At 68.5% G+C, this 25,205-nt stretch carries 24 protein-coding genes; 19 read left to right on the plus strand and 5 right to left on the minus strand.

Translation table 11 applies throughout. The features are described 5' to 3' along the window. Positions 1-61: 61 nt before the first annotated feature. From DIE21_RS37100 to DIE21_RS05335, 4 genes are all read left to right on the plus strand, one after another. A complete protein-coding gene (locus DIE21_RS37100; protein WP_006760728.1) occupies positions 62-202 on the plus strand; it encodes a cytochrome oxidase small assembly protein in 141 nt (46 codons plus the stop codon). Between the two features lie 35 nt (positions 203-237). Then, entirely contained in the window at positions 238-846 is a 609-nt protein-coding gene (locus DIE21_RS05325) for a cytochrome c oxidase assembly protein (protein WP_124496709.1), read from the plus strand. Between the two features lie 16 nt (positions 847-862). Further along, on the plus strand, positions 863-1,063 hold the full coding sequence (locus DIE21_RS05330; protein ID WP_006760730.1) for a DUF2970 domain-containing protein: 201 nt from the start codon (positions 863-865) through the stop codon (positions 1,061-1,063). A 138-nt stretch (positions 1,064-1,201) separates the two neighbouring features. Then, complete coding sequence (locus tag DIE21_RS05335) at positions 1,202-2,059, plus strand: cytochrome c oxidase subunit 3 (protein ID WP_124496710.1); 858 nt, start codon at positions 1,202-1,204, stop codon at positions 2,057-2,059. A gap of 184 nt (positions 2,060-2,243) precedes the next feature. On the opposite strand, the gene DIE21_RS05340 is transcribed toward DIE21_RS05335, so the two are convergent. Then, positions 2,244-2,453: a twin transmembrane helix small protein gene (locus tag DIE21_RS05340; protein WP_124496711.1), complete on the minus strand. Its 210-nt coding sequence runs from the start codon at positions 2,451-2,453 to the stop codon at positions 2,244-2,246. A gap of 85 nt (positions 2,454-2,538) precedes the next feature. Here DIE21_RS05340 and DIE21_RS05345 point away from each other — a divergent pair, with 85 nt between their 5' ends. From DIE21_RS05345 to DIE21_RS05365, 5 genes are read left to right on the plus strand one after another with little or no spacing between them, the layout of a single operon-like run. Then, positions 2,539-3,249, plus strand: a complete 711-nt coding sequence (locus tag DIE21_RS05345; RefSeq protein WP_124496712.1) for an SURF1 family protein — start codon at positions 2,539-2,541, stop codon at positions 3,247-3,249. 60 nt (positions 3,250-3,309) lie between these two features. Next, complete coding sequence (locus tag DIE21_RS05350) at positions 3,310-3,936, plus strand: cytochrome C oxidase subunit I (RefSeq protein WP_124496713.1); 627 nt, start codon at positions 3,310-3,312, stop codon at positions 3,934-3,936. Between the two features lie 25 nt (positions 3,937-3,961). Further along, a complete protein-coding gene (locus tag DIE21_RS05355; protein ID WP_124496714.1) occupies positions 3,962-5,074 on the plus strand; it encodes a heme A synthase in 1,113 nt (370 codons plus the stop codon). Between the two features lie 8 nt (positions 5,075-5,082). Next, complete coding sequence (gene cyoE / locus DIE21_RS05360) at positions 5,083-5,985, plus strand: heme o synthase (RefSeq protein WP_124496715.1); 903 nt, start codon at positions 5,083-5,085, stop codon at positions 5,983-5,985. A gap of 18 nt (positions 5,986-6,003) precedes the next feature. Next, complete coding sequence (locus tag DIE21_RS05365) at positions 6,004-6,621, plus strand: SCO family protein (protein WP_124496716.1); 618 nt, start codon at positions 6,004-6,006, stop codon at positions 6,619-6,621. 153 nt (positions 6,622-6,774) lie between these two features. Here DIE21_RS05365 and DIE21_RS05370 read toward each other — a convergent pair whose 3' ends face one another. Then, positions 6,775-7,065 (minus strand): YciI family protein, encoded by a 291-nt coding sequence (locus DIE21_RS05370; RefSeq protein WP_124496717.1) that lies wholly within the window; start codon positions 7,063-7,065, stop codon positions 6,775-6,777. A gap of 209 nt (positions 7,066-7,274) precedes the next feature. On the opposite strand from DIE21_RS05370, the gene DIE21_RS05375 reads away from it, so the two are divergent. Then, positions 7,275-8,843, plus strand: a complete 1,569-nt coding sequence (locus DIE21_RS05375; RefSeq protein WP_124496718.1) for a methyl-accepting chemotaxis protein — start codon at positions 7,275-7,277, stop codon at positions 8,841-8,843. Between the two features lie 175 nt (positions 8,844-9,018). After that, the gene (locus tag DIE21_RS05380) at positions 9,019-9,834 is read left to right on the plus strand and encodes a MetQ/NlpA family ABC transporter substrate-binding protein (protein WP_124496719.1); all 816 of its coding nucleotides are present in this window, start codon (positions 9,019-9,021) and stop codon (positions 9,832-9,834) included. A gap of 101 nt (positions 9,835-9,935) precedes the next feature. Here the strand turns inward: DIE21_RS05380 and DIE21_RS05385 are convergent, their stop codons facing one another. Next, on the minus strand, positions 9,936-10,244 hold the full coding sequence (locus DIE21_RS05385) for a VF_A0006 family four-cysteine protein (protein WP_124496720.1): 309 nt from the start codon (positions 10,242-10,244) through the stop codon (positions 9,936-9,938). Between the two features lie 391 nt (positions 10,245-10,635). Between DIE21_RS05385 and imuA the strand changes: the two genes are divergently transcribed. The 8 genes from imuA to nagE all read left to right on the plus strand — a co-directional run bounded on the left by imuA (position 10,636) and on the right by nagE (position 23,674). Further along, complete coding sequence (gene imuA / locus DIE21_RS05390) at positions 10,636-11,343, plus strand: translesion DNA synthesis-associated protein ImuA (RefSeq protein ID WP_124496721.1); 708 nt, start codon at positions 10,636-10,638, stop codon at positions 11,341-11,343. Further along, positions 11,276-12,763, plus strand: a complete 1,488-nt coding sequence (locus DIE21_RS05395) for a DNA polymerase Y family protein (RefSeq protein ID WP_124496722.1) — start codon at positions 11,276-11,278, stop codon at positions 12,761-12,763. Before imuA ends, DIE21_RS05395 begins: the two co-directional genes overlap by 68 nt. A gap of 6 nt (positions 12,764-12,769) precedes the next feature. Continuing rightward, on the plus strand, positions 12,770-15,973 hold the full coding sequence (locus tag DIE21_RS05400; protein ID WP_124496723.1) for an error-prone DNA polymerase: 3,204 nt from the start codon (positions 12,770-12,772) through the stop codon (positions 15,971-15,973). 320 nt (positions 15,974-16,293) lie between these two features. After that, the gene (locus DIE21_RS05405) at positions 16,294-17,028 is read left to right on the plus strand and encodes a GntR family transcriptional regulator (RefSeq protein ID WP_124496724.1); all 735 of its coding nucleotides are present in this window, start codon (positions 16,294-16,296) and stop codon (positions 17,026-17,028) included. A gap of 102 nt (positions 17,029-17,130) precedes the next feature. Continuing rightward, positions 17,131-18,234, plus strand: coding sequence for an N-acetylglucosamine-6-phosphate deacetylase (nagA, locus tag DIE21_RS05410; protein WP_124496725.1), 1,104 nt, complete (start codon positions 17,131-17,133; stop codon positions 18,232-18,234). Then, positions 18,227-19,234 carry an SIS domain-containing protein gene (locus tag DIE21_RS05415; protein WP_124496769.1) on the plus strand — a complete coding sequence of 336 codons (1,008 nt, stop codon included), beginning with the start codon at positions 18,227-18,229 and terminating at the stop codon, positions 19,232-19,234. The genes nagA and DIE21_RS05415 overlap by 8 nt, the downstream gene beginning before the upstream one ends. Positions 19,235-19,249: 15 nt before the next feature. After that, positions 19,250-21,832, plus strand: coding sequence for a phosphoenolpyruvate--protein phosphotransferase (gene ptsP, locus DIE21_RS05420; RefSeq protein WP_124496726.1), 2,583 nt, complete (start codon positions 19,250-19,252; stop codon positions 21,830-21,832). Positions 21,833-21,919: 87 nt separating this feature from the next. Continuing rightward, entirely contained in the window at positions 21,920-23,674 is a 1,755-nt protein-coding gene (nagE, locus tag DIE21_RS05425; protein ID WP_124496727.1) for an N-acetylglucosamine-specific PTS transporter subunit IIBC, read from the plus strand. A gap of 214 nt (positions 23,675-23,888) precedes the next feature. Here the strand turns inward: nagE and cydX are convergent, their stop codons facing one another. Further along, positions 23,889-24,011 (minus strand): cytochrome bd-I oxidase subunit CydX, encoded by a 123-nt coding sequence (gene cydX, locus DIE21_RS05430; RefSeq protein ID WP_124496728.1) that lies wholly within the window; start codon positions 24,009-24,011, stop codon positions 23,889-23,891. Between the two features lie 54 nt (positions 24,012-24,065). Continuing rightward, on the minus strand, positions 24,066-25,202 hold the full coding sequence (gene cydB, locus DIE21_RS05435; RefSeq protein ID WP_124496729.1) for a cytochrome d ubiquinol oxidase subunit II: 1,137 nt from the start codon (positions 25,200-25,202) through the stop codon (positions 24,066-24,068). Positions 25,203-25,205: the final 3 nt, after the last annotated feature.

Consider the following 25,205-nt stretch of genomic DNA (forward strand, 5'->3'; position numbering starts at 1 on the left):
CGCTGCCTGCCACGCAGGCAGGCGCGGCGGGCGCCAAATCGCAGTTTCAGCGAAGTTTCAGATGAACCGGAATCCACAGGAAAGACGAACGCCCGAGCAGATTCGCGCGGGCAACAAGCGGCTCGGCCTCATCCTGCTCGTCATCGCCGCCGTTTTCTTTGTGGGTGTCGTGATCAAGCAGTGGTGGCTGTCCACTCACTGATGCAGCAACTGACGCAGTAGCGAGGAAGTAGTCGTATGTCGAAGCCGGAAGCGGGCGCCGTCGATCGGGCGTTCAATCGTTCGATGCTGGTGAAGCTCTTCGTCGTGGCCGGACTGATGTTCGGCTTCGGCTTCGCGCTGATCCCGATGTATCGCGCGATCTGCCAGATCACCGGCATCAACAACCTGGTGCAGCGCGATGTCAGCGAACGCGAGGCGAAGAACTCGCAGGTCGACACCAGCCGTACGGTGTCGGTCGAGTTCGATGCGAATGCGCGCGGCCCGCTCGGTTTCAAGCCGGAGCACAACAGCCTCGACGTGCATCCCGGCGAACTGACGACCATCGTGTACGACGTGACCAACGGGCAGGGCCGGCCGATGGTCGCGCAGGCGATTCCGAGCTACGCGCCGAAGCAGGCGACGGAGTTCTTCAAGAAGATCGAGTGTTTTTGCTTCACGCAGCAGACGCTGGCCGCGAACGAGTCGCGCAAGATGCAGGTGGTGTTCGTGATCGATCCGAAGCTGCCGAAGGACGTGAAGACGATCACGCTGTCGTATACGTTCTTCGAACTGAATACGCCGGCCGAGCCGGCGCCGGCACCGCGCAAGACGGCGGCGCAGGGCGCGGCGAAGCCGGACGCATGACGACGGAGACGGGGTGATGACGGAGACGAAGCGGAGCGGGTCGTTCGGCCAGGCGTTGCGAGCGGTGTTGTGGTCGTTCTTCGGGGTGCGCAAGCGGCGCGACCTGGAGGCCGATGCGACGCAGCTCAATCCGCTGCACGTGCTGATCGTCGCGTTGATCGCGGCCGGCGTGTTCATCGGCGTGCTGATCCTGATCGTGCGTGCGGTCGTGGGCTAAGGCCCGCGGCCACGAAAGAATGCAGTGCGCGGCGCCCGGGCGCTGCGTACGGGAAAGAGCGGCGGCCGTCGCGCCGCGCAAGAAATAAAGCCGGAGCGGTTTCCGGTACACAAATTGGACTGAAGTGGAGAATCAAGCATGAGCGGTCAAAACCAGACCCCGTACTATTTCGTGCCGCATCCGTCGCACCATCCGATCAGTGCGGCCATCGGCTTGCTGGTCATGCTCGGGTCGGCGGCGCTGTGGATCAACGGTCACGACTGGGCGCCGTTTACGGCGCTGCTCGGCCTGCTGTGGTTGCTCTTCACGCTGTATCACTGGTTCGGCGACGCGATCGCCGAGTCGGAAGGCGGTCATTACGGCAGGAACGTCGACAAGTCGTACCGCTGGAGCATGAGCTGGTTCATCTTCTCCGAAGTGATGTTCTTCGGCGCATTCTTCGGCGCGCTGTTCTATGCGCGTGAAATCGCGCTGCACCAGCTCGGCAGCCTCGACTACAAGCTGATCTGGCCGGACTTCTCCGCCGTGTGGCCGAACGAGGGTCCCGCCGCGCTCGCCGGTCACTTCAAGACGATGGGCCCGTGGCCGGTCCCGACGATCAACACCGCATTCCTGCTGGCGTCGGGCGCGACGCTGACGGTGTCGCACCACGCGCTGCGTGACAATCACCGCAACAAGGCGATCGCCTGGCTGGCCGCGACGCTCGTGCTCGGTGTCAGCTTCCTGTTCCTGCAGGGCTTCGAGTACTACCACGCGTACAACGAACTGAACCTGACGCTGAACTCGGGCGTGTACGGTTCGACGTTCTTCCTGCTGACGGGTTTCCACGGCTTCCACGTGTTCCTCGGCGGCACGATGCTCGCCGTGGTGCTGGTGCGGATGATCCGCGGCCACTTCAAGCCGGATCACCACTTCGCGTTCGAAGGCGCCGCGTGGTACTGGCACTTCGTCGACGTCGTCTGGCTCGGCCTGTACGTCGTCGTCTACTGGCTGTAAATGGAACAACGGCCCGCGCAGCGATGCGCGGGCCGTTTTCATTGGTGGGGACGGGGCAGCGGCTGGCTGCTTGCGCTCAACACCCACGGCGCCGCCGCGACTCAGTCAGGCGGCGCTTTTGCTTGGTGGCGCGGCTGTGCGGCGATATGTCACAGCGGTCACAGCGGCCGCCGTGGCGAACCCGTCAACGTCCGATCGGCAGGCCGGTCGAATGGATCCAGCCCATCCAGTTCGCGATCAGGATGAACAGGAACAGCGAGACCGACAGCCCGACGCGGGTGGCAAGCGACCAGACCATGCGTTTCGTATGGCCGCGGTCGTGCATCATGAAGTAGAGCGCCGAGCCCATGCTGGCGACGATGAGGACGAAGGCGATGGGAACGAGGATGTGCATGACACGAACCGGACGACGGCAATTCGAAAGGAAGAGGATGATTATCGCACTTCGTTTTTGCGAATGCGCCTGGCGGGGGGGGCCGATGAGGATCCGCTGGCTGCCCGCGCTGCTGATTCTCATCGTCGTCGCGGTCACGATTCGCCTCGGGTTCTGGCAACGCGACCGCGCGCACCAGAAGGAAGCGCTGCAGGCGAGCATCGCGCGCTACGAGCACGCGGTGCCCGTCGACGTCGGGGCGCAGCCGATTCCGCTCGCCTCGATCGAATTCCACCGCGTGCGGGCCAGGGGCCGCTTCCTGCCGGAGCAGGCGGTGTTTCTCGACAATCGGCCGTATAACGACCAGCCGGGTTTTTACGTCGTGATGCCGTTTAAACTCTCGGGCGGCGGCGTCGTGCTGGTGAACCGCGGCTGGCTGCCGCGCAACATCGCCGATCGCACGGCGATCGAGCCGTTCCCGACGCCCGACGGCGACATCGAGATCGAAGGCATCGCGCGCGCCGACGCGTCGCGCGCGTTCGAACTCGGCGAAGGCGGCTCGGCCGCGCACCAGAAGATCCGGCAGAACCTGGACGTCGCCGCGTATGCGAAGGAAACGGGGCTGCCGCTGCAGCCGTTCGTGATCCAGCAGACGAGCGACGACGGCGACAAGCTCGTGCGCGACTGGCCGGCGGCGACGACCGGTGTCGAGCGCAATTACGGTTACATGTTTCAGTGGTGGGCCATGGCGGCCGCCGCGCTCGGCTTCGGCCTGTACGCCGCGCGGCGTGCGGCGAAGAAGCCGGCCGGCGCGTGAGCGCCATGCCAGGACGCGGCGCAAGCGCCGCGGGTTCGTTTCGAGAGGTCTGATTTGTCCATGCAATCTCCCCGTCAGGGTCCGGCCGCGGCGCCGGTTTCGCCGGCAGCCCGCAAGCGCGGCCGCTGGATGCTCGTGCTGCTCGGGCTCGTGTGCGCGGCGCCCATCATCGCGTCGTACTTCACCTATTACGTGATCAAGCCGAAGGGCGGCTCGACCAACTACGGCACGCTGATCGAGCCGCAGCGGCCGATCCCGGCCGACCTGCAGGTCACCGACGAAACCGGCAGGACGGTGCCGCTGTCGTCGCTGCGCGGCGTGTGGCTGTTCGTGATGACCGACCGCAGCGCGTGCGACGACGCATGCGCGCAAAAGCTCTATTTCATGCGCCAGATCCGCGTCACGCAGGCGGGCGAGCGGCACCGGCTCACGATGGTGTGGCTGCGCGGCGATGCGGGCGCGATTCCGCAGAAGGTGCTGGACGCCTACCCGGACACGCGCCGGCTCGTCGCCGATCCGGCCGCGGTGGCCGCGTGGCTGCCGGCCGACGCCGGCACGAAGGACAGCGACCACCTCTACATGGTCGACCCGAACGGCAACCTGATGATGCGTTTTCCGAAGAACCCGAACCCCAGCAAGATCAAGTCGGACGTGACGAAGCTGCTGAAGTGGTCGAGCATCGGCTAAGGCGAGACAACGAGGCACACATTCGATGTCGTATCTACTGCAACTCGGCCTGATCGGCTTCTGCATCGCGCTGCTGCCGCTGTCTTACGTGTGGGTGAGGGCCGACGACAACAAGTTCCGCAAGCTCGTGTGGATCACCACGTTCCTGACCCTCGACCTGGTGATGTTCGGCGGCTTCACGCGGCTGACCGATTCGGGCCTCGGCTGCCCGGACTGGCCCGGCTGCTACGGCACGTCGTCGCCATTCATCGCGCACGCCGCGATCAAGGCCGCGCACCAGGCGATGCCGACCGGCCCCGTCAGCATGACGAAGGCCTGGATCGAGATGATCCACCGCTATTTCGCGATGGCGATCGGCGTGCTGATCATCGCGCAGGTCGTGATCGCATGGTCCGCGCGGCTGCGCCGCCGCCCGCTGCACGTGTCGCCGTGGTGGCCCACCAGCCTCTTGCTGCTGATCGTCGTGCAGGGCGTGTTCGGCGCGTGGACGGTCACGATGAAGCTGCAGCCGGTGATCGTCACGACCCACCTGCTGCTCGGCCTCGCGCTGCTCGGCACGCTCGGCTGGCTCGCGGCGCGGCAGACGCCGCTGCCGTCGCATGACCCGGAGGCCGGCCGCTACCGCGCGGCCGCGCTCGCGGCGCTGGTGCTGCTGGTCGTGCAGATCGCGCTCGGCGGCTGGGTGAGCACCAACTACGCGGTGCTCGCGTGTACCGATTTCCCGACCTGCAACGGCCAGTGGATCCCGCCGATGAACTTCGGCCAGGGCTTCCATCTGTGGCGCGCGCTCGGGATGACGAAGGACGGCGACGCGATCACGCAGGACGCGCTGGTCGCGATCCACTGGACCCACCGCACGTTCGCGTTCGTCGTCGTCGCGTACCTGGCGGCGTTCGCGCTGAAGATGCGCCGCTTCGAGTCGCTGCGGCGGCCCGCGAACGGCGTGCTGGTGGTGGTCCTGCTGCAGTTCCTGACGGGCCTGACCAACATCGTGCTGCAGTGGCCGCTGCCGGTCGCCGTCGCGCACAACGGCGGCGCCGCGATCCTGCTGCTGCTCGTCGTCATGTTAAACTTTCGCATCCTTTCAAGCCGCCCTGGCCGTGTCGTGCAGCCCGCGCGCGACGCCGCCCCGGCGTGACCGCCCCCATGCAAAGCACCCTTTCCCAATCGCCCGGTAGCCGGTTCTCGCAGTACATGGCGCTGACGAAGCCGCGTGTCACGCAGCTCGCGGTGTTCTGCGCGGTGATCGGCATGTTTCTCGCGACGCCGGGCATGGTGCCGTGGCATGTGCTGATCGGCGGCACGGTCGGCATCTGGCTGCTGGCCGGCGCCGCGTTCGCGATCAACTGCCTCGTCGAGCAGAAGGTCGACGCGATGATGCGCCGTACCGCGTGGCGTCCGTCCGCGCGCGGCGAGATCACGACCCCGCAGATCCTGGTGTTCTCGGCCGTGCTCGGCAGCGTTGGCGCGTGGACGCTCTATACGTTCACGAACCCGCTGACGATGTGGCTGACGATCGCGACGTTCGTCGGCTACGCGGTGATCTACACGCTGCTGCTCAAGCCGATGACGCCGCAGAACATCGTGATCGGCGGCGCGTCGGGCGCGATGCCGCCGGCGCTCGGCTGGGCCGCGGTCACCGGCGCGGTGCCCGGCGACGCGTGGATCCTCGTGCTGATCATCTTCGTGTGGACGCCGCCGCATTTCTGGGTGCTCGCGCTCTATCGCCGCAAGGACTACGAAAACGCGGGCCTGCCGATGCTGCCCGTCACGCACGGCGAGAAGTTCACGCGGCTGCACATCCTGCTGTACACGGTGATCCTGTTCGCGGTCACGTTGATGCCGTTCATCTCCGGGATGAGCGGCGCCGTCTACCTGACGAGCGCGGTGCTGCTCGGCGCGGTGTTCCTCGCGTATGCGTGGAAGATCCACCGCGACTATTCCGACGACCTCGCCCGCAAGGCTTTCCGTTACTCGATCGTCTACCTGTCGCTGCTGTTCGCCGCGCTGCTCGTCGATCACTATGCACGCCCGCTGCTCGGCGTGTAACCGCACGGTTTGAACGCAATGCTCCATTCATGGTTCGGGCGCCGCGCGCGCCAAGGCTGGATGCTCGCGTGCGCATTCGCGGCAGCCGCGCTGCTCGCCGGCTGCGACAACGCGCCGAAATTCCAGAATCTCGACATCACCGGCAACACGCAGTTCGGCAGCGAATTCTCGCTGCCCGACACGACCGGCAAGGTGCGCACCCTCGCCGGCTTCAAGGGCAAGGCTGTCGTGATGTTCTTCGGCTATACGCACTGTCCGGACGTCTGTCCGACGACGATGGCCGAATTGTCCGAGGCGCTGAAGCAGCTCGGCCCCGATGCCGCGAAGCGCGTGCAGGTGCTGTTCGTCACCATCGATCCGGAGCGCGACACGCCCGCGCTGCTCGGCCAGTACGTGCCCGCGTTCGATCCGTCGTTCATCGGCCTGCGGCCGGCCGACGAAGCGCAGCTCAAGAAGGTCACGAAGGATTTCCGCGTGTACTACGCGAAGGTGCCCGGCAAGACACCCGGCAGCTACACGATGGATCACACGGCCGCGAGCTACGTGTTCGATCGCGACGGCAAGCTGCGCCTGTTCGTGCGCGACGGCCAGGGCCTCGGCCCGTGGGTGCACGACCTGAAGCTGCTGGTCGACTGAGCGGCGCGCGCCGCATGATCGCACGGGCGCTCGCCCGGCGAAACGCGTGACGGCCGCGACGCGCCGTCACGCATGCTTCCTTCTTTCCCTCGATTTGCATTCGCCGCCTCGCGGGGCGGCGTGCTTGCGCGCGTGCATTCGCGCCCGAGCGCGTTACGGCAGCGCCGGCACGTTGAAGCCCTGCGCGGCACGCGTGATCTTGAATTCGGTCACCCGATACGTCGCGAGCCCTTCGGTGACGAACGGATCGGTCTCGAGGATCGCGTCCAGTTCGCCGCGGTCGATGCGGGCCGCGAGGATCACGCCGCCTTCGCGCGGCACCTTCGGCCCCGCCGCGATGAAGATGCCGCGCTCGAACAGCGGCTGCAGAAACGCACGGTGGCGTTCGAGCGCATCGTCGATGCGCTCGAGCGACGCGTTGTAGTGGATGTCGATGACGTACATGGATGGCCCCGGAATGTCGCCGGCGCGTCGTGCGCCGGCCAGCCGGACTTTGTAGCACAGCCGCCGCTGCGTGTCGTGCCGGCCGTCGTGCGGCGCACGCGTGTATTCAAGTTGTAAGTCTCGCTGCCGTAAATACGGAGGCAACCGTTTGCGCGCGACCGGCCGTTCGCGCGCATCGCGGGCATCGACTTCGACAACGAGGCACGCAGATGAGCAGAATGAGTTTGAACCGCAAGCTGTGGCTCGCGCTTGCGCTGGTATGGATCGGTCTGCTCGGCGTCGGCGCGTGGAGCGCGTACGAGACGCGCACGACGATGCTCGCCGAACGCAAGGAAGGCATCGCCAACCTGGTCGACTCGGCGGCCGGCATCGTCAAGGCCTATCACGCGCTCGCGCAGAGCGGTGCGCTGCCCGAGGCCGACGCGAAGCGCGATGCGCTCGCGAGCCTGGCCGCGATGCGCTACGGCGAGTCGGGCTACGTGTTCGTGATGGATTCGAAACCCGTCGTGCTGATGCACCCGACGCTGCCGAAGCTCGTCGGCACGCAGGTCGGCGATTATCTCGATCCGGACGGCAAGCCGCTGTTCGTCACGATCCTGAACGCCGCGAAGGCGACCGGCAGCGGTTTCGCCGAGTATCGCGGGCGGCTGCCGCACAGCGAGACCGCGGTGCCGAAGATCAGCTACGTCACGCGCTTCGCGCCGTGGGACTGGAACATCTCGAGCGGCGTGTTCCTGAAGGACATCGATACCGTTTACTACCGGACGCTGTTCGGCCACCTCGCGGTCGTGTTCGTGATCGGCTTCGTGATCAGCGCGGCGATGCTCGTGATCATCCGCAACGTGCGCGGCAGCCTCGGCGGCGAGCCGGACGAAGCGGCCGCGCTGGCGACCCGCATCGCGCAGGGCGACCTGTCGCGGCCGGTGCCGGTGCGCGCGGGCGACAGCACGAGCATGATGGCGGCGATGCGCGACATGCAGGCGCGCCTGCAGGCGACGATTGGCGGGATCCGCCAGTCGGCCGAGTCGATCGCGTCGGCGAGCCGCGAGATCGCGTCCGGCAACGACGACCTGTCGCAGCGCACCGAGGAGCAGGCCGCGTCGCTCGAGGAGACGGCCGCGAGCATGGAGCAACTGACCGCGACGGTGAAGCAGAACGCCGACAACGCGCGGCAGGCGAGCGGGCTCGCGAACAACGCATCGGAGATCGCGCGCGCGGGCAACGACGTCGTGAGCCGTGTGATCGGCACGATGGGCGAGATCGACGACAGCTCGCGCAGGATCGCCGACATCATCGGCGTGATCGAGGGCATCGCGTTCCAGACCAACATCCTCGCGCTGAACGCGGCGGTCGAGGCCGCGCGCGCCGGCGAGCAGGGGCGCGGCTTCGCGGTGGTCGCGGGCGAGGTGCGTTCGCTCGCGCAGCGCAGCGCGACGGCCGCGAAGGAGATCCGCGAGCTGATCGTCGATTCGGTCGAGCGCGTGCGCAACGGCTCGACGCTGGTCGGCCAGGCCGGCACGACGATGGGCGAGATCCTGCAGGCGGTCGCGCGCGTGACCGACATCATGGGCGAGATCGCGGCCGCGTCCGAGGAGCAGGCGAGCGGCATCACGCAGGTCGGTCGCGCGGTCACGCAGATGGACCAGGTCACGCAGCAGAACGCGGCGCTCGTCGAGGAGGCGGCTGCGGCCGCGGCGTCGCTCCAGGAGCAGTCCGGGCGGCTGCGTGACGCGGTCGGCGCGTTCCGGGTCGGCGATGCCGGCGGGCGTGCGCGTTGAACGCAACTAACGGCCAGACCGCGCATCGTCCGCCGGGCACCGCTGCGGTGCATACCCATATGAGCGGGATGTATTTCACTTCCGGCCGATCCTGTGACACCATTTGCCCCTTCCTGCGAGTCCGGGCATACCCGTATCGCGCCCCATTTTCAGTTAGCAAGAAAGCGAGAAACAGATGAAGCGTCGCAGTCTCCTGAAGGTATTTTCCGTGCTGGCCACCGGTGCCGCGCTGACGCTGTCGGCCGGCGCGCACGCCGAGGACAAGGTCATCAAGGTCGGCACGGTGGCCGGCCCGGATTCGGAAGTGTGGCAGGTCGTGCAGAAGGTCGCGAAGGAGAAGGAAGGCCTGAACGTGAAGGTCATCGAGTTCAACGACTACGTGCAGCCGAACGCGGCGCTCGATTCGGGCGACCTCGACGCGAACAGCTTCCAGCACCAGCCCTACCTCGACAGCCAGGTGAAGCAGCGCGGCTACAAGATCGTCAGCGCGGGCCTGACCTACATCTCGCCGATCGGCGTGTACTCGAAGAAGTTCAAGTCGCTGAAGGACCTGCCGCAAGGCGCGAAGCTCGCGGTGCCGAACGATCCGTCGAACGAGAACCGCGCGCTGCTGCTGCTGCAGACGCAAGGCGTGATCAAGCTGAAGGCCGGCGCCGGCACGGGCGGCAACAACGCGACGGTGCTCGACATCGCCGAGAACCCGAAGAAGCTGAAGATCTCCGAGCTCGACGCCGCGCAGCTGCCGCGCGTGCTGTCGGACGTCGACGCCGCGGTGATCAACACGAACTATGCGCTCGCGGCGAACCTGCAGCCGACCAAGGACGCGATCGCGCTCGAGTCGCTGACGAGCCCTTATGCGAACCTGATCGCCGTGCGCGCGAAGGACAAGGACCAGCCGTGGGTGAAGAAGCTGGTCAAGGCGTACCAGTCGCCGGAAGTGCGGGAATTCATCAAGAAGCAGTTCAAGGGCTCGATGGTCGCGTCGTTCTGAACGCCGCACACCGGTCGGACCGCTGAAACGAAAGGCCTGCACATCGCAGGCCTTTTTTCATTGGTGCGCGGGCAGGCGACTGCCCGGCGTTCAGCGCCGCCTCACATCTCGCCGCGCCGCGAGCAGATCGACATGATCTGCTGGATCGCATAGTTGTCGCGCACGCCCGGCAACGACTGCACCACGCACTCGTGGAAGCGCCGCTCGCGCGGCAGTAGCATCGCGTTGTTGCGGTACAGCGCATCGCAGGAGCGCTGGATCAGCTGGGCCGCCGCGCCGTTGCGGCTCTCGCGCAGCGCGCCCAGCATGCACTCGTCGTACTGCGCGTAGTCGTCGGTCAGCGCGAATGCCGCGCCCGGCAGCGCCAGCGCGACGGCGGCGCACGCGATCGCACGGATCCCCCGTTTCATGTGCCCTCCGATGGCGTGGATTGGGTCGGCGGACAGCATAACGTAAAGCGGCAAGTGCGGCTGACGCGTTGTGCCGATGACGGCGCGGACCGCCGCCGGCCGGGCTTCGCGCGCGTTTCGCGACGGCGCGGGGCGGGGTGCCGCATCCCGCCGGTTCGCATGCGGGTTTGCGTGCGGCTCCGGCCGGGTGAGCCGGACGATCCGGGCCGGATGGTTGCAGAGCGCGTTCGGACGACACAATCCGGCCACGCTTGAACCGGTGCGGCGTAACATGACGGCCGCGCCGGCTTTCCCGTCGGTTTTCCTCTGACGAAAACCGGTTTCGCACCGGTGCTGTGCGACGCGAGCGCATTGCCATATACTGTATATCCATACAGTTGTGGGTGGCGTCATGCTCGCATCCTCCATTTCTCCCGAATCCCTTCATCCGTCGCTGTGGCGCGGCTCGCAGCTCGCGCGCGGCGGTCCGCGCACGATCGATACCGGCTTCGCATCGCTGTCCGCCGAGTTGCCGGGTGGCGGCTGGCCGGTCGGCGGGCTCGTCGAACTGCTGGCCGCGCAGCCGGGCTGCGGCGAGATGCGGCTGCTCGCGCCCGCGCTCGCGCGCACCGTCAGCGCCCGGCGCCCGCTCGCGCTCGTCGCGCCGCCGCAAGCGCCGCATGCGACCGCGCTCGCCAGTCTCGGCGTGCCGGCCGACGCGCTGCTGTGGCTGCGCGCCGGCAGCCGCACGGATGCGCTGTGGGCCGCCGAGCAGGCGCTCAAGACCGGCTGCTGCGGCGCGCTGCTGCTCTGGCAGGACGCGCGGCCCGATGCGCTGCGGCGCCTGCATCTCGCGGCCGCGCGCACCGGCGACACGCTGTTCGTGATGCTGCGCCCGCTGTCGGCCGTGCGGCAGCCGTCGCCGGCCGTGCTGCGCGTCGCGCTGCATCCGGTGCCGGGCGGCGTGTCGCTCGACATCGTCAAGCGTCGCGGGCCCGCGCGCAGCGAGCCGCTCGCGCTCGATTTGCCGTCGCCCATCGTGGAGAGCCGCTATGCGCGTCTTGCTCGGCATCCATCTGCCGCGCCTGCCGCTCGACGTGTGCGCCCCGCCGCCGTCTGATGCGCAGGCCGGTGCGACCGGCTACGCGGTGCTCGAGCAGGGTGTCGTGCTGATCGCCGACGCGGCCGCGCGCCGGCAGGGCGTGCGCGCGGGCATGAAGCGCGGCGGCGTGCTCACGCTCGCACCCGGCACGCGGCTCGTCGAACGCGATCCCGCCCGCGAGGCCGATGCGTTGCGCGCGGTCGCGCTCGCGTTGCTGCGCTTCTCGCCGTGCGTCGCGCTCGACGACGAAGCGACGCTGATCGTCGACGTCGGCCCGAGCCTGCGCCTGTTCGGCGGCCTGCCGTCGCTGTGCCGCCAAGTGCGCGCGACGCTCGCGGCGCTCGGCTATGCGGCGCGCCTGTCCGCCGCGCCGACCGGGCGCGGCGCGTGGCTGCTCGCGCGCGTGTCGGCCCGTGCGCGCATCCGGCGCCGCATCGCCGGGCAGGCGTCGCTCGTTCGTGCGCTCGACAGGCTGCCGTGCGTGCTGCTGCCCGATGCGCGTCCGTATGCGGGCTGGTTCGACGGGCTCGGTTGCCGCACGCTCGCCGATCTGCGCGGCTTGCCGCGTGCCGGGTTGCAGCGTCGTTGCGGCCCCGCGCTGCTGGCTTCGCTCGATCGGGCGTATGGCGATGCGGTCGAGCCGCTTGCGTGGATGGCGGTGCCGCCCGTGTTCGACGTGCGGCTCGAATTGCCGGAGCGCGTCGAATACGCGGAAGCCGTGCTGTTCGCCGCGCGGCGGCTCGTCGTGCAGCTCTGCGGCTGGCTGGCCGCGCGGCAGCTGTCGCTGGCCGCGATGACGTTCGATCTCGAGCACGAGCGCGGCCGCCAGGCCGTGCCGCCGACGCCGCTTGAGCTCGCGTTTGCGGCACCCGTGCGTGACGAGGCGCATTTCATGCGGCTGCTCGGCGAGCGGCTCGCGCGCGTCGAGTTGCCGGCCGCGGTGATTGCCGTGCGGCTGAAGGCCACGCGCGTCGAATCGGTCGCGCCGCCGGCCGACGATCTTTTCCCCGAGCCGGGCGGCACGAAAGAGACGCGCGAGCGGCTGTTCGAGCTGCTGGTCGCGCGGCTCGGCGCGGAGAACGTGCTGCGCGCGGCGCCCGTCGCCGATCACCGGCCCGAAGCCGCGAACCGCTGGCTGCCGCTCGATGCGCAGGCGGGCAAGCCGGCCGGCGGGTTGCCGGCCGCGCCGCCGAGGCCTGCGTGGTTGCTGGCGGAGCCGCTGCCGTTGTTGATGCGCGGGGAGCGGCCGGTATTTCATACGCCGCTCAGGATGATGTCGTCAGTGGAACGGATCGAGGCCGGGTGGTTCGATGGCCAGCTCGCTGCACGCGATTACTGCGTCGCGCAGGACGAGGCCGGTGCGTGCTACTGGGTGTTCAGGGCGCGGGCGGGGAGCGAGGCCGAGCCGCACTGGTTCCTGCACGGCCTGTTCGGGTGAACGGTCATGGTTGCGGAATTCAGTTGGCTGCCCGATTACGTGGAGTTGTTCTGCCGTTCGAACTTTTCGTTCCTGCATGGCGCGTCGCATGCGGAAGAACTGGTCGAGCGCGCGTTCGAGCTCGGCTATCGCGGGATCGCGATCACCGACGAATGCTCGCTCGCAGGCGCGCCGCGCATGCATGTCGCGGCGAAGGCGAAAGGGCTGCCGCTCGTCATCGGTTCGTACTTCGAAGTCACGCCGGATGAAGTCGCGCCCGGCCACGATCCGGGCCCCGGGGCGTTCGGGCTCGTGCTGCTTGCGCAGAACCGCGAGGGCTACGGCAATCTGTCCGAGCTGATTTCGTGGCGGCGGATGGCAGCGCCGAAGGGCACTTACAAGCTGACGTCGCGGATGCTGTCGATGCCGCCCGAGGCGTTTGCGCACTTGCGCGGCATGCCCGACTGCTTCGCGATTCTCGTGCCTGCGTATCCGGTGCGTGCGGACGTGCTCGATGCACAGGTCGCGTGGTTGCGCACGACGTTCGGCGAACGTGCGCGGCTCGGGCTCGTGCAGTTGCAGCGTGCGCTGGACGGTGCGCAACGTGACGAGATTCGTGCGGCCGGCGAGCGGCGCGACGTGCGCATCGTCGCGCTTGGCGACGTGACGATGCACCGGCGCTCGTGCAAGCCGCTGCAGGACGTGATGACGGCGATTCGCGTCGGGATGCCGGTCTCGGAGTGCGGCTATGTGCTTGCGCCGAATGCGGAGCAGCATCTGCGTTTGCGACAGCGGATCGGGCAGTTGTACTCGGAGGGCGAGATCGCGGAGACGTGCGCGATTCTCGATGCGTGTCATTTCGAACTGGACTCGCTGCGCTACGAGTATCCCGACGAGATCGTGCCGAAGGGGCTCACGCCGACGAGCTATCTGGAACAGGAAACCCGGGCAGGGGCGGCCGAGCGCTATCCGCACGGCATTCCGGAGAAAGTGGACAAGCAGATCCGGCATGAACTCGACCTGATCGCGAGGCTGAGCTACGAACCGTTCTTCCTGACCGTCTACGACATCGTCAAATACGCGCGCAGCCAGAACATCCTGTGCCAGGGGCGTGGCTCGGCGGCAAACTCGGTCGTCTGCTTCTGCCTCGGCATCACCGAAGTGAATCCCGAGCAGAGCACGATGCTGTTCGAGCGCTTCATCAGCGCGGAGCGCGGCGAGCCGCCCGATATCGACGTCGACTTCGAGCATCAGCGCCGGGAAGAAGTGATCCAGCATATCTACGAGAAGTACGGGCACGATCGCGCCGCACTCGCGGCCGCCGTCTCGACCTATCGCCCGCGCGGCGTGCTGCGCGAAACCGGCAAGGCGCTCGGTGTCGATCCGATGCTGGTCGATCGCGTCGCGAAAGCGCACCGCTGGTTCGACGGTAGCCGCGACCTGCTGCAGCAATTCTCGACGATCGGGCTCGATCCCGGGACGCCGCTCATCCAGGCGTGGGCCCGGCTCGCCGCGCGGCTGCTGAACTTTCCGCGCCATCTGTCGCAGCACTCGGGCGGTTTCGTGATCAGCCGCGGCAAGCTCACGCGGCTCGTGCCGGTCGAGAACGCGGCGATGGACGGGCGGCGCGTGATCCAGTGGGACAAGGACGATCTCGAAGCGCTCGGGCTGATGAAGGTCGATGTGCTCGCGCTCGGCATGCTGTCGGCGCTGCATCGCGCCTTCGACATGCGTACCGCGTGGCGCGGGCCGCCGGAGCCGGGTGGTGAGGCGTTCACGCTGAAGCACATTCCACAGGATGACGAAGCGACCTACGACATGATTTGCCGGGCCGATACGGTCGGCGTGTTCCAGATCGAATCGCGCGCGCAGATGTCGATGTTGCCGCGCCTGCGCCCGCGTACTTACTACGATCTGGTGATCGAGGTTGCGATCGTGCGGCCGGGGCCGATCCAGGGCGGGGCAGTGCACCCCTATCTGAAACGACGCCAGGGAATCGAAAAGGTCAGTTATCCAAAGGAGGACTTGAAGCCTGCGCTCGAACGTACGTACGGCGTGCCGATCTTCCAGGAACAGGTGATGCAGATCGCGATGATCGCGGCAGGCTTCACGCCCGGCGAGGCAGATGAACTGCGCCGCGCGATGGCCGCGTGGAAGCGCAAGGGCAACCTCGAGAAATATCACCGCAAGATCGTCGACGGGATGCGCGAGCGCGACTATCCGCCCGACTTCGCCGAACAGATCTTCGAGCAGATCAAAGGCTTCGGCGATTACGGTTTCCCCGAAAGCCACGCAGCGAGCTTCGCGAAACTCGCCTACGCCAGCAGCTGGCTCAAATGCCACGAACCGGCGATCTTTCTCGCCGCGCTGCTGAACAGCCAGCCGATGGGCTTCTACCCGCCGTCACAACTCGTGCAGGACGCGAAGCGCCACGGCGTGCAGGTGTTGCCGATCGACGCGACGCTGAGCAACTGGGAAGCATCGCTCGAAGCGCTGCCTGACCAGCCGCCGCCACACGGCCAGCCCGCGGTGCGGCTCGGCCTGTCGCTCGTGCGCGGTCTCGGCGAAGCCGCCGCGCGACGCATCGAAATCGCGCGCACGGCCGGCCCGTTCGACAACGTCGATGCACTCGCGCGCCGCGCGCAGCTCGAACGCCGCGATCTCGAAGCGCTCGCCGCCGCGAACGCGCTCGCGACGCTCGCCGGCCATCGCCGCGATGCGCTGTGGCAGGCCGTCGCCGCGGCGCCGGAGCGCGACCTGCTGGCCGCCGCGCCGATCGACGAAGCGGAGCAGCCTGCACTCGGCGCGCCGTCGGAAGCCGACGACATCCTCGCCGACTATCACACCACCGGCCTCACGCTGAACCGCCACCCCGTCGCGCTGCTGCGGCCCGAGCTACGCGCGCGGCGGCTGTCGTCCGCGGCCGAACTGCGCGACCGCCCCGACGGCCGGCTCGCCCGTGCGTGCGGGCTCGTGACCGCTCGGCAGATGCCGGGCACCGCGAAAGGCGTGATGTTCATGACGCTCGAGGACGAAACGGGTTGCGTGAACGTGATCGTGCGGCCCGAGCTGCTCGCGCGGCAGCGCCGCGAAACGCTCGATTCGCGGCTGCTCGCGGCGTCCGGCGTGTGGCAGGTCGTGAGCGACGTGCGGCACCTCGTCGCGCAGCATTTCGAGGATCTGACGCCGCTGCTCGGCGGCCTGCGCACGTCGAGCCGCGAGTTCCACTGACGCGGCGCGCCGGTACGCCGCTCGCGTGTTGCGGCCGGATGCATACCAGTCGACCGAATTGGTTCTATTCCGGTCTCATTTTCAGCCCCCAAAACCCTGCGGATCCGGTGCCTGAATTGTCCCCTTGCATACCACTTCGGGTAAATCCCTATCCCGCATCGCATTGTAAACAAAGGCTTTCCCGCTACTAAAACGCTTGCCGGGCAAGGCTTCCGGCGATTTCCGCATCGCTAATACCAGTTCGTTGACTGGTATTATGGTGGTTATATAATGCGTTCACTTTCGACGGTCCGAGATCGTCGTCCGACACCCGGAGGCCCATGGAAACCGGCTGGTCCGAACTGGCGCCCGATTCCCTCGACGACACGCCGCTGTATCTGCAGCTCGCCCGCAACCTGACGAGCGCGATTCACGCCGGCGCGTGGCGGGCCGGCGAGGCGCTGCCGTCGGAGCGGCTGCTGTCGGGGGCGGTCGGCGTGTCGCGGATCACGGCCCGCCGTGCGCTCGCGCTGCTGGTCGAGCAGGGGCTGATCAAGCGGGCGCGCGGCGCGGGCAGCTTCATCACGCCGCGCGTGGCCGATCCGCTGTCGCGTCTCGTCGGCTTCACCGCGAAGATGCAGCAGCGCGGCTTCACGCCCGATTCGGTGTGGCTGTCGCGCACGCTGCGCGCCGCGAGCCGCGACGAGATCACGCGGCTCGGTCTCGCGCCGGGCGCGACGGTCGCGCGGCTCGAACGGCTGCGCCGCGCGGACGGCATCGTGATGGCCGTCGAGCATTCGACGCTGCCGGCCGCGGTGGTGCCGGATCCGCAGGCGCTGGGCGCGTCGCTGTACGAATACCTGGAGGCGCGCGGGATGACCGTCGTGCGCGCGCTGCAGCACTTTCGCGCGGCGAACGCGACGCACGAGATCGCGAAGTGGATGGCGGTGAAGCCGGGCTCGGCGCTGCTCGTGATCACGCGCATCGGCTACGGCGCCGACCAGCGCGCGATCGAAGTGACCGAAACGTATTGCCGCGACGACTATTACGACTTCGTCGCCGAACTGAAACGCTGACGCGCGAGACTGCTCGCGCGCCACGCGCAACGAAACGCAACGCAACGAATTTGCAAATCGCGACGCGGATGTCCGCGTCACCAGATCATCAAGAGAAACGTCATGCTGACTGGAAACATCCTCACCCCCGACGGCTGGATTCACGGCTCGCTCGACAGCGAGAACGGCCGCATCACCACGCTCGACGGCACGCCCGCCGATCCCGCGAAGAACGACGCGCCTTACATCCTGCCCGGCTTCATCGACCTGCACGTGCACGGCGGCGGCGGCGCCGACGTGATGGAAGGCGGCGACGCGATCGAGACGATCGCGCGCACGCACGCGCAGTTCGGCACGACGAGCCTGCTCGCGACGACGATGACCGCGCCGCGCGACGAACTGATGGAGGTCGTCGCGAACCTCGGCACCGTCGCCCGCACCCGCACGCCGGGCGGCGCGCGCGTGCTCGGCGTGCATCTCGAAGGGCCGTACATCAACCCCGGCAAGCTCGGCGCGCAGCCGGACGCGGCCGTGTCGGCGGTGCTCGACGAAGTGCTGAAGTACCTGTCGATCGCGCCGATCCGCGTCGTCACGCTCGCGCCGGAAATCGCCGGCCACATCGAGATCATCGGCGAGATGGCCGCGCGCGGGGTGCGCGTGCAGCTCGGCCACTCGCTCGCGACCTACGACGACGCCGTCGCCGCGCTCAAGCACGGCGCGTGCGGCTTCACGCACCTGTTCAACGCGATGTCGCCGCTGCATCACCGCAACCCGGGCCTCGTCGGCGCCGCGCTCGCGCATGCCGAGTACGCGGAAATCATCCCCGACCTGCTGCACGTGCATCCGGGCGCGATTCGTGCGGCGCTGCGCGCGATCCCGCGCCTGTACGTCGTGACCGACAGCACGTCCGCCACCGGCATGCCCGACGGTGAATACCGGCTCGGCAGCCAGCGCGTGACGAAGTGCCTCGGCGGCGTGCGGCTCGCCGACGGCACGCTCGCCGGCAGCACGCTGACGATGGACCAGGCGCTGCGCAACCTCGTGTCGCTCGGCCTGCCGATCGCCGACGTGTCGAACCGGATGTCGCGCTATGCGGCCGACTACCTCGGCGTCGCCGATCGCGGCCGCCTCGAGCGCGGCGCATGGGCCGACCTCGCCGTGTTCGATCGCGACCTGAACCTCACCGCGACCTACGTCGAAGGAGAATCGATTGTCGAATATGCTTAAGGAAGCGCGCGAGTCCGCCCGGGTCGTCGCCGCGCAACTCGCCGACACCACGCGCGTCGAGGCGCTCGCCGGCCAACTGCTCGACCACCCGCCGGCCGTCGCGCTGACGGTCGCGCGCGGCAGCTCGGATCACGCCGCCAGCTATTTCGCGAGCCTGACGATGAGCCGCCTCGGCGTGCCCGTCGCGTCGCTGCCGATGTCGGTCGCGACGCTGCAGCAGGCGCCGCTGAAGGTGCAGGACCAGCTCGCGCTCGCGTTCTCCCAGTCGGGCAAGAGCCCCGATCTCGTCAACACGATGGCCGCGCTGCGCGAAGCCGGCGCGCGCACCGTCGCCGCCGTCAACGTGCTGCCGTCGCCCCTCGCCGACGCGTGCGAGCACCAGCTGCCGCTGCTGGCCGGCCCCGAACTGTCGGTCGCCGCGACCAAGAGCTATATCGCGATGCTGTCGCTGTCCGCGCAGATCGTCGCGTACTGGCAGCGCGACGCCGCGCTGATGACGGCATTGCGCGGCCTGCCCGACGTGCTCGCGCAGGCCGGCCGGCTGGACTGGTCGCCGGCCGTCGCCGCGCTCGCGGGCATCGAACGGATGATCGTGATCGGCCGCGGCCTGGGTCTCGCGATCGCGCAGGAAGCCGCGCTGAAACTGAAGGAAACCTCCGGCATCCAGGCCGAGGCGTTCTCGAGCGCCGAAGTCCGTCACGGCCCGATGGAGCTGATCGACCGCGACTATCCGCTGCTCGTGTTCGCACCACCGGGGCCCGAGCAGGCCGGGCTGCTGCAGCTCGCGCAGGACATGCGCGCACGCGGCGCGGCCGTGCTGCTCGCGGCGCCCGCCGGCACGCCCGGCGCGACCTTGCCGCTCGCGCCATCCGCCCATTCGGCGCTCGACCCGATCGCCGCCATTCTTTCGTTCTACGTGATGGCGGCGGATCTCGCCGTCGCGCGCGGCCGCAATCCCGACACGCCGCGCCACCTGAACAAAGTCACCGAAACGCACTGATAGCCGAGACAGCCGATGAGACGCGCCGAGGAGTCCCAGTTGAAGAGTTCCACCCATGATCAGATCGTCCTGCTTAGCCCCTTGACCGGGCCGATCGTCGCGCTGGCCGATGTGCCCGATCCGGTGTTCTCCGGCGGGATGTTCGGCGACGGCATCGGCATCGACCCGCTCGCGGGCCGGCTCGTCGCGCCGTGCGCCGGCGTCGTGTCGCATCTGGCACGTACCGGTCATGCGGTGACGATCACGACACCGCAAGGCGCGGAAGTGCTGCTGCACATCGGCATCGACACCGTCGAGTTGAACGGGCAGGGCTTCGCCGCGCACGTCGAGGCCGGCGCGCGAGTCGCGGCGGGCGACCTGCTGATCGAGTTCGACCAGGACGCGGTCGCGCGCAGCGCGCATTCGCTGGTCTCGGTGATCGCGATCGCGAACTCCGACGCGTTCGACGTCGTCGAGCGCGCGAGCGGTTTCGCGACGGCCGGCGAGACGCCGCTCTTGACGCTGCGCGGCAAGGGCGAAGCCGCCGCGCAGGCGGCGCAGGCCGGCGCCGCGGCGATGAACGAAGTGCGCCGCGAGGTCGTGCTGACGCAACCGGGCGGCCTGCACGCGCGGCCGGCTGCGCGGGCGCGCGAAGCCGCGCGCGGGCTCGATGCACATGTCGACGTGCATTTCGACGGCCGCAAGGCGCCGATCGCAAGCGTGGTCGGCCTGCTCGGCCTCGGCGCCGGCGAGGGTGCGACGATTGAACTGGTCGGCCGCGGCGCGCACGCGCAGCAAGCCGTCGACGCGGTCGCGCACGAACTGCTGCGCGAAGCGCACGGCGAGGTCGAGGAAACGCCGGCACGGCTCAAGTCGCCCGCACCGCGGGCGGTCGTGCACAACACCGGCGCAACCCTCGACCCGAACACGCTCGCGGGCGTGTGCGCGGCGCCCGGCATCGCCGTCGGCACGCTCGTGCGTCTCGACGATGCGGACATCGTGCCGCCCGAACAGGCGACCGGCACGCCCGCGTCGGAAAGCCGCCGGCTCGACCAGGCGCTGAAGGCGGTCGACGCCGAACTCGACGAAACGGTGCGCAACGCATCGGCGCGCGGCGCGGTCGGCGAGGCGGGGATCTTCGCGGTGCATCGCGTGCTGCTCGAGGACCCGACGCTGGTCGACGCGGCGCGCGACCAGATCAGCCTCGGCAAGAGCGCGGGCTTCGCGTGGCGCGCGACGATCCGCGCGCAGATCGACACGCTGTCGAAGCTCGACGACGCGCTGCTCGCCGAGCGCGCGGCCGACCTGCGCGACATCGAGAAGCGCGTGCTGCGCGCGCTCGGCCACACGAGCGGCGCGACGCGCGCGCTGCCCGGCGAGGCCGTGCTCGCCGCCGAGGAATTCACGCCGTCGGACCTGTCGTCGCTCGATCGCCAGCGCGTGACCGCGCTCGTGATGGCGCGCGGCGGCGCGACGTCGCATGCGGCGATCATCGCGCGCCAGCTCGGCATTCCGGCGCTCGTCGCCGTCGGCGACGCGCTGTACGCGATTCCGGACGGCACGCAGGTCGTCGTCGATGCGAGCGCGGGCCGTCTCGAACACGCGCCGACCGCGCTCGACGTCGAGCGCGCGCGCCACGAGCGCCAGCGTCTGGACGGCGTGCGCGAGGCGAACCGGCAGCTGGCCGGCGCCGCCGCCGCGACCACCGACGGCCGGGCGATCGAGGTCGCCGCGAACATCGCGACACTCGACGACGCGAACACCGCGGTCGACAACGGCGCGGACGCGGTCGGCCTGTTGCGCACCGAGCTGATGTTCATCCATCGCCAGGCCGCGCCGAGCGTCGTCGAGCACCAGCAGAGCTACCAGTCGATCGTCGACGCGCTGCAGGGCCGCACCGCGATCATCCGCACGCTCGACGTCGGCGCCGACAAGGAAGTCGACTACCTGACGCTGCCGCCCGAACCGAACCCGGCGCTCGGCCTGCGCGGCATCCGCCTCGCACAGGTGCGCCCCGACCTGCTCGACGATCAGCTGCAGGGCCTGCTCGCCGTGAAACCGTTCGGCGCGGTGCGCATCCTGCTGCCGATGGTGACGGATGCAGGCGAGCTCGTGAGGCTGCGCAAGCGCATCGACGAATTCGCGCGTGCGCAGGGCCGTACCGAGCCGATCGAGGTCGGCGTGATGATCGAGGTGCCGTCGGCGGCGCTGCTCGCCGACCAGCTTGCGCAGCACGCGGATTTCCTGTCGATCGGCACCAACGACCTGACGCAGTACACGCTCGCGATGGACCGCTGCCAGGCCGACCTGGCCGCGCAGTCCGACGGACTGCATCCGGCCGTGCTGCGCCTGATCGACATCGCGGTGCGCGGCGCGGCGAAGCACGGCAAGTGGGTCGGCGTGTGCGGCGCGCTGGGCGGCGATCCGCTCGCGGTGCCGATCCTCGTCGGCCTGGGCGTGACCGAACTGTCGGTCGACCCGATGTCGGTGCCGGGCATCAAGGCGCGCGTGCGCCGTCTCGATTACCAGCTGTGTCGCCAGCGTGCGCAGGATCTGCTCGCACTCGACTCGGCACAGGCGGTAAGGGCAGCAAGCCGCGAGGTCTGGCCGCTCGACTGAACGTCGGCGGCGGGCGCGCGGCCCGTTTCACTACGAAAGCAATTAGGTCAACGACGCTTAATGACGAGACATGGATTGGAGGACTGAATGGACGGGAATCCGTTTCTGAAGATACAGGGCCTGGGCCGGGCACTGATGCTGCCGATCGCGGTATTGCCGGTCGCCGGCATCCTGCTGCGGCTCGGACAGCCGGATGTGTTCAACATCAAGATGATCGCCGACGCCGGCGGCGCGATCTTCGACAACCTGCCGCTCCTGTTCGCGATCGGCGTGGCGGTCGGGTTCGCGAAGGACAACAACGGCGTGGCGGCGCTCGCGGGCGCGATCGGCTACCTGATCGAAACCGCGATCATGAAGGACATCGATCCCAAGCTGAACATGGGCGTGCTGTCCGGGATCATCGCGGGCGTGGTCGCGGGCCTGCTGTACAACCGCTACAAGGACATCAAGCTGCCCGACTACCTCGCGTTCTTCGGCGGCAAGCGGTTCGTGCCGATCATCACCGGGCTGGCATGCGTGATACTCGGCATCGTCTTCGGATACGTGTGGCAGCCGGTCCAGCATGCGATCGACGCGGCCGGCCAGTGGCTGACGACGGCGGGCGCGATCGGTGCGTTCGTGTTCGGCTTCCTGAACCGCCTGCTGCTCGTCACGGGCCTGCACCACATCATCAACTCGCTCGCGTGGTTCGTGTTCGGCAACTTCACGCCGCCGGCCGGCGGCGAGCTCGTGCACGGCGACCTGCACCGCTTCTTCGCGGGCGATGCGACCGCGGGCACCTTCATGGCCGGCTTCTTCCCGATCATGATGTTCGGCCTGCCGGCCGCATGTCTCGCGATGCTGCACGAAGCGCCGAAGGAGCGCCGCGCGATGGTCGGCGGCCTGCTGTTCTCGATGGCGCTCACGTCGTTCCTGACCGGCGTGACCGAGCCGATCGAGTTCAGCTTCATGTTCCTCGCGCCGGTGCTGTACGTGATCCATGCGGTGCTGACCGGGTTGTCGCTCGCGATCTGCCAGATCCTCGGCGTGAAGCTCGGCTTCACGTTCTCGGCCGGCGCGATCGACTACGTGCTGAACTACGGGCTGTCGACGAAGGGCTGGATCGCGGTGCCGCTCGGCATCGCGTACGGTGTCGCGTACTACGGGCTGTTCCGCTTCTTCATCCGCAAGTTCAACATGGCGACGCCGGGCCGCGAGCCGGCCTCGGCCGATGCGGCGACCGAGTCGTACGCATCGGGCGGCTTCGTCGCACCGGCCGCTGCGCCGCGTGCGCAGCGCTATATCGCCGCGCTCGGCGGGGCGGGCAACCTGACGGTCGTCGACGCATGCACGACACGCCTGCGCCTGACCGTCGTCGATCCGGAGAAGGTGTCGGAGCCGGAACTGAAGTCGATCGGCGCGCGCGGCGTGCTCAAGCGCGGCGGCAACAGCGTGCAGGTGATCATCGGGCCCGAGGCCGACATCATTGCCGACGAGATGCGTTCGGCGATCGGCAGCGGCGCGACCGGTGCCACGGCCACGGCGACGGCCGCGGCTGCGCAGCCGGTCACGGGCGCGAGCGTGGCGGCCGGCCCGCTCGACCCCGATCCGCTGCGCTGGCTCGCGGTGTTCGGCGGGGCGACCAACGTCGCGTCGCTCGATGCGATCGCGACCACGCGCCTGCGTGTCGTCGTGCGCGACGCATCGGCGGTCGATCGCGATCGACTCGGTGCGCTCGACGTCGCATGGGTGTCGCCGGACACGTTCCACATCGTCTGCGGCAATGCGGCGGCACGCTATGCGGAACAGCTCGGCGCGCGCCTGACGTCGACGGGCGGCGGTGCGGCCCCGCAACCGGCCTGATCCGGCATGAGGCGATGAGGCAGGCCCGGTCCGCGTAGCGGGTTCGGGCCACCAGTCGGTAAAACGAAAACGGCTCGCGATGCGTCGCAAGCCGTTTTTCTTTGGCGGGGCGGACGGCAACGGGTTGCCGAATCGCCGGGACGAAAAAAAACCTCGCGCGACGCGAGGTTCGTTCCGGACGGCAGGGGCGGCGCGATCCGCCGCCCGCGCGGCGTCAGTCGCGGCGTGCGCGCACCGGCGTTTCCTGCGGCTTCTGCCGCGCTTCGAGCCACATCGCGTTGACGATGCCGAACGACAGCGCGACGCCGATACCGAGAATCCAGCTGAAATACCACATGGTCCGACTCCTTGCGAAACGGTGGGCGAGGGCGCGTGCGCGCCCCGGCCGGGTTCAATACATCGAGTGCTTGTTCTCTTCGAGCGACTGATGCGTGACCTTGCCGCGCATCACGCGGTACACCCAGCCCGTATAGAGCAGGACGATCGGCAGGAACACGATCACCGCGAACAGCATCACCTGCAGCGTCATGTGGCTCGACGTCGAATCCCACACGGTCAGGCTGCTGCGCGGGTCGAGCGACGACGGCATGATGAACGGGAACATCGAGAAGCCCGCGGTCAGGATCACGCCGGCGATCATCAGGCCGGTGCAGAAGAACGCCGTCTTTTCCTGCCTCGAGCCTGCGAGCAGCAGCGCGAGCAGCCCGCCCGCAATCCCGACCACCGGCGCCGCGATCATCCACGGATACTCGCCGTAGTTCGCGAGCCACAGGCCCGAGCCGGCGGCGACGTCCTTCAGCAGCGGGTTCGCGACCGTGTCGTTCGGTGCGGCGTGCGTCACGTGGAAGCCGCCGATCGTCGACGCGACCAGCACGCCGGCCAGCACGAACAGCACGACCGCGAGAAGCGCCGACACGCGCAGTGCGATCGACGCGCGGCGCGCGATCACGCCGTCGGTCTTCATCTTGATGAACGCGGCGCCGTGCGCGACGAGCATCGTAAGGCTGACGAGCCCGCAGAGCAGGGCGAACGGGTTCAGCAGCGCCCAGAAGCCGCCGTAGTAGGTCACGCGCAGGTCGCTGTCGAACTTGAACGGCACGCCTTGCAGCAGGTTGCCGAACGCGACGCCGAACACCAGCGCCGGCACGAAGCCGCCGACGAACAGGCCCCAGTCCCAGCCCGCGCGCCAGCGCGGGTCGGGCCGCTTGCTGCGGTAGTCGAAGCCCACCGGCCGGAAGAACAGCGCGAACAGCACGAGCAGCATCGCGAAGTAGAAGCCGGAGAACGACGCGGCGTAGACGAGCGGCCACGCGGCGAACATCGCGCCGCCGGCCGTGATCAGCCACACCTGGTTGCCTTCCCACGTCGCGCCGACCGTGTTGACGATGATGCGGCGCTCCTCGTCGGTCTTGCCGAGGAACGGCAGCAGCGCGGTCGCGCCCATGTCGAAGCCGTCGGTGACGGCGAAGCCGATCAGCAGCACGCCGACCAGCAGCCACCAGATCAGCTTGAGAGTTGCATAGTCCATAGC

This window comes from Burkholderia sp. Bp9140 (assembly GCF_003853425.1).
Taxonomy (GTDB): Bacteria; Pseudomonadota; Gammaproteobacteria; order Burkholderiales; family Burkholderiaceae; genus Burkholderia.

Bases quoted from the DNA above. Each gene is read 5' to 3' on its own strand.
- DIE21_RS37100 (WP_006760728.1), top strand. From the start codon at position 62: ATGAACCGGAATCCACAGGAAAGACGAACGCCCGAGCAGATTCGCGCG.
- DIE21_RS05325 (WP_124496709.1), top strand. From the start codon at position 238: ATGTCGAAGCCGGAAGCGGGCGCCGTCGATCGGGCGTTCAATCGTTCG.
- DIE21_RS05330 (WP_006760730.1), top strand. From the start codon at position 863: ATGACGGAGACGAAGCGGAGCGGGTCGTTCGGCCAGGCGTTGCGAGCG.
- DIE21_RS05335 (WP_124496710.1), top strand. From the start codon at position 1,202: ATGAGCGGTCAAAACCAGACCCCGTACTATTTCGTGCCGCATCCGTCG.
- DIE21_RS05340 (WP_124496711.1), bottom strand. From the start codon at position 2,453: ATGCACATCCTCGTTCCCATCGCCTTCGTCCTCATCGTCGCCAGCATG.
- DIE21_RS05345 (WP_124496712.1), top strand. From the start codon at position 2,539: ATGAGGATCCGCTGGCTGCCCGCGCTGCTGATTCTCATCGTCGTCGCG.
- DIE21_RS05350 (WP_124496713.1), top strand. From the start codon at position 3,310: ATGCAATCTCCCCGTCAGGGTCCGGCCGCGGCGCCGGTTTCGCCGGCA.
- DIE21_RS05355 (WP_124496714.1), top strand. From the start codon at position 3,962: ATGTCGTATCTACTGCAACTCGGCCTGATCGGCTTCTGCATCGCGCTG.
- cyoE (WP_124496715.1), top strand. From the start codon at position 5,083: ATGCAAAGCACCCTTTCCCAATCGCCCGGTAGCCGGTTCTCGCAGTAC.
- DIE21_RS05365 (WP_124496716.1), top strand. From the start codon at position 6,004: ATGCTCCATTCATGGTTCGGGCGCCGCGCGCGCCAAGGCTGGATGCTC.
- DIE21_RS05370 (WP_124496717.1), bottom strand. From the start codon at position 7,065: ATGTACGTCATCGACATCCACTACAACGCGTCGCTCGAGCGCATCGAC.
- DIE21_RS05375 (WP_124496718.1), top strand. From the start codon at position 7,275: ATGAGCAGAATGAGTTTGAACCGCAAGCTGTGGCTCGCGCTTGCGCTG.
- DIE21_RS05380 (WP_124496719.1), top strand. From the start codon at position 9,019: ATGAAGCGTCGCAGTCTCCTGAAGGTATTTTCCGTGCTGGCCACCGGT.
- DIE21_RS05385 (WP_124496720.1), bottom strand. From the start codon at position 10,244: ATGAAACGGGGGATCCGTGCGATCGCGTGCGCCGCCGTCGCGCTGGCG.
- imuA (WP_124496721.1), top strand. From the start codon at position 10,636: ATGCTCGCATCCTCCATTTCTCCCGAATCCCTTCATCCGTCGCTGTGG.
- DIE21_RS05395 (WP_124496722.1), top strand. From the start codon at position 11,276: ATGCGCGTCTTGCTCGGCATCCATCTGCCGCGCCTGCCGCTCGACGTG.
- DIE21_RS05400 (WP_124496723.1), top strand. From the start codon at position 12,770: ATGGTTGCGGAATTCAGTTGGCTGCCCGATTACGTGGAGTTGTTCTGC.
- DIE21_RS05405 (WP_124496724.1), top strand. From the start codon at position 16,294: ATGGAAACCGGCTGGTCCGAACTGGCGCCCGATTCCCTCGACGACACG.
- nagA (WP_124496725.1), top strand. From the start codon at position 17,131: ATGCTGACTGGAAACATCCTCACCCCCGACGGCTGGATTCACGGCTCG.
- DIE21_RS05415 (WP_124496769.1), top strand. From the start codon at position 18,227: ATGCTTAAGGAAGCGCGCGAGTCCGCCCGGGTCGTCGCCGCGCAACTC.
- ptsP (WP_124496726.1), top strand. From the start codon at position 19,250: ATGAGACGCGCCGAGGAGTCCCAGTTGAAGAGTTCCACCCATGATCAG.
- nagE (WP_124496727.1), top strand. From the start codon at position 21,920: ATGGACGGGAATCCGTTTCTGAAGATACAGGGCCTGGGCCGGGCACTG.
- cydX (WP_124496728.1), bottom strand. From the start codon at position 24,011: ATGTGGTATTTCAGCTGGATTCTCGGTATCGGCGTCGCGCTGTCGTTC.
- cydB (WP_124496729.1), bottom strand. From the start codon at position 25,202: ATGGACTATGCAACTCTCAAGCTGATCTGGTGGCTGCTGGTCGGCGTG.